The organism is Mycobacterium sp., assembly GCF_035314905.1.
In the GTDB taxonomy this organism is placed as follows: domain Bacteria; phylum Actinomycetota; class Actinomycetes; order Mycobacteriales; family Mycobacteriaceae; genus Mycobacterium.
Genome location: NZ_DATFYW010000030.1, coordinates 1 through 5,436, shown reverse-complemented (window position 1 = coordinate 5,436; position 5,436 = coordinate 1). Strand labels below are relative to the sequence as shown.

General features: G+C 66.9%; 5 protein-coding genes. 2 read left to right on the top strand and 3 right to left on the bottom strand.

Features of this window, described 5'->3' with window-relative positions:
• Nucleotides 1–436 precede the first annotated feature (436 nt).
• Nucleotides 437–1,078 carry an MspA family porin gene (locus VKG81_RS02305; RefSeq protein ID WP_324389307.1) on the top strand — a complete coding sequence of 214 codons (642 nt, stop codon included), beginning with the start codon at nt 437–439 and terminating at the stop codon, nt 1,076–1,078.
• A gap of 193 nt (nt 1,079–1,271) precedes the next feature.
• Here VKG81_RS02305 and VKG81_RS02300 read toward each other — a convergent pair whose 3' ends face one another.
• Nucleotides 1,272–2,867: an RNA polymerase sigma factor gene (locus VKG81_RS02300; RefSeq protein WP_324389305.1), complete on the bottom strand. Its 1,596-nt coding sequence runs from the start codon at nt 2,865–2,867 to the stop codon at nt 1,272–1,274.
• Between the two features lie 172 nt (nt 2,868–3,039).
• Nucleotides 3,040–3,852 carry a polyphosphate--glucose phosphotransferase gene (gene ppgK, locus VKG81_RS02295; RefSeq protein ID WP_324389303.1) on the bottom strand — a complete coding sequence of 271 codons (813 nt, stop codon included), beginning with the start codon at nt 3,850–3,852 and terminating at the stop codon, nt 3,040–3,042.
• Nucleotides 3,853–3,955: 103 nt separating this feature from the next.
• Between ppgK and VKG81_RS02290 the strand changes: the two genes are divergently transcribed.
• A complete protein-coding gene (locus VKG81_RS02290) occupies nt 3,956–4,831 on the top strand; it encodes an inositol monophosphatase family protein (protein WP_324389301.1) in 876 nt (291 codons plus the stop codon).
• Between the two features lie 8 nt (nt 4,832–4,839).
• On the opposite strand, the gene VKG81_RS02285 is transcribed toward VKG81_RS02290, so the two are convergent.
• A partial coding sequence (locus tag VKG81_RS02285) for a PIG-L family deacetylase (RefSeq protein ID WP_324389299.1) occupies nt 4,840–5,436 on the bottom strand: 597 nt, incomplete at its 5' end.

Genomic DNA, 5,436 nt, shown 5'->3' with positions numbered 1-5,436 from the left:
GCTGAGTTCAGTCTCGCGGAGCTGCAATGTGATCTTCGTCACAGGAGAGGCGGGCCGTGGAAGAGAAGTCACAGCCCCATCAGCCGGCAGTTAATGCGGCGTTCGGTGAGACGTCGCCTGAGTCGGTGTCCGGTCGCGCGGACGACGAGAGCTGCGACGACCGCTCCGGACATGATCAATGGTTGCGCGACAACGTGCCGCCGCACCACCGTTGACATCGCTCTGCGGCAGCGTGACCCCATACAAGCGAACTACACCGACAATGGGTCGCCAGATCCATGTGAGCTGTCTCGACAGCCGCAGCGCCTCACCCCGCTGGCCCCCGCGCCGGCAAACAACCGGCGGCCCCGGGCAGCCCGCGACGGTGGCTATCCGTCCGTTGCCGGGGTGGTGGGGTCCCGTTATGTTTCTCGTGTCAGACACGGCTAGGGAGAACATGACAGCTATGGGTCGGGTGCTCGCGGCACTCGTCGCCGCTACGGCGGCGCTGTTCGTGGGGCACGGCACGTCCCACGCCGGGATGGACAATCAGCTGACCCTGGTCGACGGGGGCGGTGACACCCTCGACATCGAGCAGTGGGACACCTTCCTCAACGGTGTCTATCCGCTGGACCGCAACCGGCTGACCCGGGAGTGGTTCCACTCCGGCAAGGCCGTCTACCACGTCACCGGCCCCAACGCCGCCCAGTTCGCCGGGACGCTGGAGCTGGGTTATCAGATCGGCTTCCCGTGGTCGCTGGGGGTGGGTGTGAACTTCAGCTACACCACGCCCAACATCAACCTCGACCAGTCGTCGGTCCCGTTCACCAACCCGGCGGGTGGTGCTCTGGTGGTGACCTCGCCGCCGTTGTTCCCCGGTGTGTCGGTCTCCGCCAACCTGGGCAACGGCCCCGGCATTCAGGAGGTCGCCACGTTCTCGGTGGACGTCACCGGCCCGGATGGCGCGGTGGCGGTGTCCAACGCGCACGGCACGGTGACCGGCGCGGCCGGCGGTGTGCTGCTGCGCCCGTTCGCGCGGCTCATCTCCAAAGCGGGTGACAGCGTCACCACCTACGGCGACCCCTGGAACATGAACTGACGGTCGCCAGAACAAAGAAACAGCGGGCCGGCCCGGTAACGGCCCGCTGTTTTCTTGTCGGTGATATCTCGCGTGCGTACGCTTATGGTGTCTCTCCCTAGCAGAAAGAGACGCCCGGGGCCCTGTTGGTGGACATCTCCTCCGCAGGGCCTTGCGGTCTGCAGCGTGGCTTTGGACGTGTGCAGGAGTGTCGTCAGTCCAGATAGTCGCGCAGGACTTGAGAACGACTCGGATGACGCAACTTTGACATCGTCTTGGACTCGATCTGGCGGATGCGTTCCCGCGTGACACCGTAGACCTGACCGATCTCGTCGAGCGTGCGCGGCTGACCGTCGGTCAGCCCGAACCGTAACCGCACCACGCCCGCCTCGCGCTCCGAGAGGGTCTCAAGCACGGACTGCAGCTGATCCTGCAGCAGCGTGAAGGACACCGCATCGACCGCCACGACCGCCTCGGAGTCCTCGATGAAATCGCCAAGCTGGCTGTCGCCCTCGTCGCCGATGGTCTGATCCAGGGAGATCGGCTCACGTGCGTATTGCTGGATCTCCAACACCTTTTCAGGTGTGATGTCCATCTCCTTGGCGAGTTCTTCCGGCGTGGGTTCACGTCCCAGATCCTGCAGCAACTCGCGCTGAATGCGGCCCAGCTTGTTGATGACCTCGACCATGTGCACCGGGATGCGAATCGTGCGGGCCTGGTCTGCCATCGCGCGCGTGATGGCCTGGCGGATCCACCACGTCGCGTAGGTCGAGAACTTGTACCCCTTGGTGTAGTCGAATTTCTCGACCGCGCGGATCAGCCCGAGGTTGCCCTCCTGAATAAGGTCCAGGAACGCCATGCCGCGGCCGGTGTAGCGCTTGGCCAGCGACACCACCAGGCGCAGGTTCGCTTCCAGCAGATGATTCTTCGCACGCTCGCCGTCGCGGCAGATCCACATCATGTCGCGGCGCTGCGCCGCGGGCAGCTTCTCGCCCTTATCGGCGAATTCGGTCATCAGCTGGGTGGCGTACAGGCCGGCCTCGATCCGCTTCGCGAGCTCGACCTCTTCCTCGGCGTTGAGCAGTGCGACCTTGCCGATCTGCTTGAGGTAGGCGCGCACCGAGTCAGCCGACGCGGTGAGCTCCGCGTCCTTGCGGGCCTGACGAAGCGCCTCGGATTCTTCTTCGTCCCAGACGAAGTCGCCCGACGCCTTGTCTTTTTCGCTCGGCTCGGCGATCTCTTCGTCATCCGCTGCCGGCACGTCCTCACCCGGTTCGGCCACCGCTTCGGGCTCGGCCTCGGCCTCGGCCTCGGGCTCGGCTTCCACGTCCTCGTCGACGGGATCCTCGACGTCTTCGACATCGAGGTCTTCGAGCTCCAGGTTCGCGTCTACCTCGAGGTCGTCGCCCGGTTCGGCGTCTTCAAGGTCGTCGGCCTCGAGCGCGTCGATGGTTCCCTCGGGTTCGGGAGCGGCGCCGTTCGACGTCGCCGGCGCGGCGGCCTTCTTGGAGCGGCTACGCGACGGCGGCGGGGCTTCTGCAGCGGCGGTGGCTTCCGCAGCGGCGGTCTTGGCGCGCGGAGCGCGTGACTTCGCCGCGGTCTTCGCCGCGGTGTTCTTGGCCGCCCGCGCCGTGCTCTTGGACGGCGCGGCAGAAGCGGCGGCCTTGCCCGTCGCCTTCGTCGCCTTGCCGGCGCGCTTGCCCGGCGCTGAGGAGCTTCCGGCCTTGGCCGATGTCTTCTTGGCGGGGCTCTTGGTAGCGGTTCGCTTAACCGGCTCTTCGGTCGCCGGGCTTGCCTTCGTCGCTGCCACGTACACCCTTTCGGTCTGCCGACCGCGCGCCGTTAGGGGGTGTGCCCCGTCGGAGGCCGGCTGTCTTGCACTATGTCGAATTCCGGCGTGTTATCAGCTCTGGATACCCGCCGCTATCCGGTCATGCGGCCGCCGTCGACCATTGTAACGACAGCGCGCGCTCAGACCCCGCTCAGCGGCTGATTCCGCGGGCCGGATCGACTTGAGCGGTAACCGCGGCGCCGACAATCCCGGCGGTGTTCTGCAGTGCGGCGGCCACGACAGGCGTGCGGTTCTCCAGCAGCGGGATCCACTTGTCGGCCTTGCGGCTGATCCCGCCGCCGGCGATGAACAGGTCCGGCCAGATCGCGTTTTCGATCGCCACCAGTACCTTCGTCACCTCGGGTGCCCACCTCTTGTAACTCCAGTGGTGCTTCTCCCTGACCGACGACGCGGCGCGGTGCTCGGCCTCCATTCCCCCCACCTCCAGATGACCGAACTCGGTGTTGGGCAGCAGCACCCCGTTGTGGATCACCGCCGACCCGATACCGGTGCCGAACGTCAGCAGCACGATCACCCCACCGTTGTCTTTGCCGGCGCCGTAGCGCACCTCGGCCACGCCGGCCGCGTCAGCGTCATTGAGCACCGTGACGGTCTGACCACCCAACGCCTCGCTGATCACTTTGGCCGCGCTGACGCCGATCCAGGTCTTGTCGACGTTCGCAGCGGTGCGCACCACACCGTTGGTAACGACGCCCGGGTAGGTGACACCCAGCGGTTCGCTCCAGCCGAACTCCTTGACCACCGAGGCAATGGTTCGAGCGACCGCTTCCGGGGTGGCCGGCTGCGGTGTCGGCAGCTTGTACCGGTCGCCGATCAGGAGCCCGCTGTCGAGATCGACGATGCCGCCCTTCACGCCGCTGCCGCCGACGTCGACGCCGAATCCCCGGCGGTGGGACCCCGCGTCCCCCGGCGATTCGGTGCCCGGTGAGTCGGTGGCGGTCATGGGCACTCCTCGACGAGGCGGGCAACAGGTGACGCGACCACACTAGTGGCTGCGAGGCGCCGAGGTGTGGCTGTCGCCACGCCGATTGTGTTGCGATGTGGGTGTGACCGCACAGGACATCGACGGCTCCGCGTTGCGGGCGGTGGCCGAGGAATTGGCGAGGGAGGCGGCGGCTTTCGTGCGGCATCGCCGGCCGCAGGTGTTCGGCCGGAACGGATCGGATGCCGCCGATTCGACGGTGAGGCCGAAGAGCACGCGCACGGACCCCGTCACCATCGTCGACACCGAAAGCGAACGACTGCTTCGTGACCGGCTCGCTGACCTGAGGCCCGGAGACCCCGTGCTCGGCGAGGAGGGCGGCGGCCCGGCAACCGAACGCGGCGACCGCACGGGTTCGGTGACCTGGGTCCTGGATCCGATCGACGGGACGGTCAACTTCGTCTACGGGATACCCGCCTATGCGGTGTCGGTCGCTGCACAGGTCGACGGTGTGTCCGTGGCCGGGGCGGTGGCAGACGTCGTCGCCGGGCGCGTGTACTCAGCGGCCGTCGGTCGCGGTGCGCACGTCGTTGACGCCAACAACGAGCGAACGCCATTGCAGTGCAACAATATTGATGATATCGCGATGGCACTTGTAGGTACCGGTTTCGGCTACGCGCCGGAGCGGCGGGCCGCACAGGCCGCCGTGCTGAAAGACGTGTTGCCGGCGGTGCGCGACGTGCGCCGCATCGGGTCGGCCGCGCTGGACCTGTGCAGGGTGGCCGACGGGCAACTCGATGCCCACTACGAACACGGCCTGCACGTCTGGGACTGGGCCGCCGGCGCGCTGATCGCCGCTGAGGCGGGCGCTTTGGTGCACCCGCCCGTCACCGGCGACGACGCGGTGACGGTGGCGGCCGCGCCCGGGATCGCGGCTGCGCTGCTCGGTCTTTTGGAGCGGCTCGGCGCCGTCGACACCCTGCCGCACGTCGCGTCGTAACGAGCGGATCAGTTGGGCGAGTAGAGGTCGGAGACGGTGACGGCAGCCTGCTCCACGACGAAGCCCTCGGCGTAGCGCGACCGACATTGAACGCCACGCACCCTCATCAGCTCGAGGAAGGTTTCACCGTCGAAGCGGCCGCCTTGCTTCTCGGAGGGGTAGCAATTCTTCAGCACTTCCCCTTTCCGCAGCGCCACCTCGGTCGGAACCGGCAGATAAAGGGTGGGCGTCGGCGGTTCTGAGTGCCCCTTCAGCACCTCGTAGCTCAGCACCAGCCGGTCACGGAATTGCGTGGAGACCAACTGAGCGACCACCTGGTGATCCCGGCTATTGGTGCCGCGCTGCGGTGCAAAGACGAGGTCCGGTCGGCAGCTGTCGCGGAACGCGGCAACGCGTTGGGTGACCCGCTCGGCGTGGCGCGCAAGCATTCCGCTTCGCAAATCGACAACGGTTAGCCGAACTCCTGACGAAGGGCACATCGCAGCGAACGCGTTCCGCTCTTCGATCTCCCGGACCGTGCCGCCGCCGGTCAACACGAGCCCATGCACGACGACGTCAGGATAGGTTCGCGAGATCTGCAGAAGCGCCGCGCCGGTACCGATGGC

What these genes read in the sequence shown, in the direction of transcription:
- VKG81_RS02305 (WP_324389307.1), top strand. Translation starts at nt 437, where the DNA reads ATGACAGCTATGGGTCGGGTGCTCGCGGCACTCGTCGCCGCTACGGCG.
- ppgK (WP_324389303.1), bottom strand. Translation starts at nt 3,852, where the DNA reads ATGACCGCCACCGACTCACCGGGCACCGAATCGCCGGGGGACGCGGGG.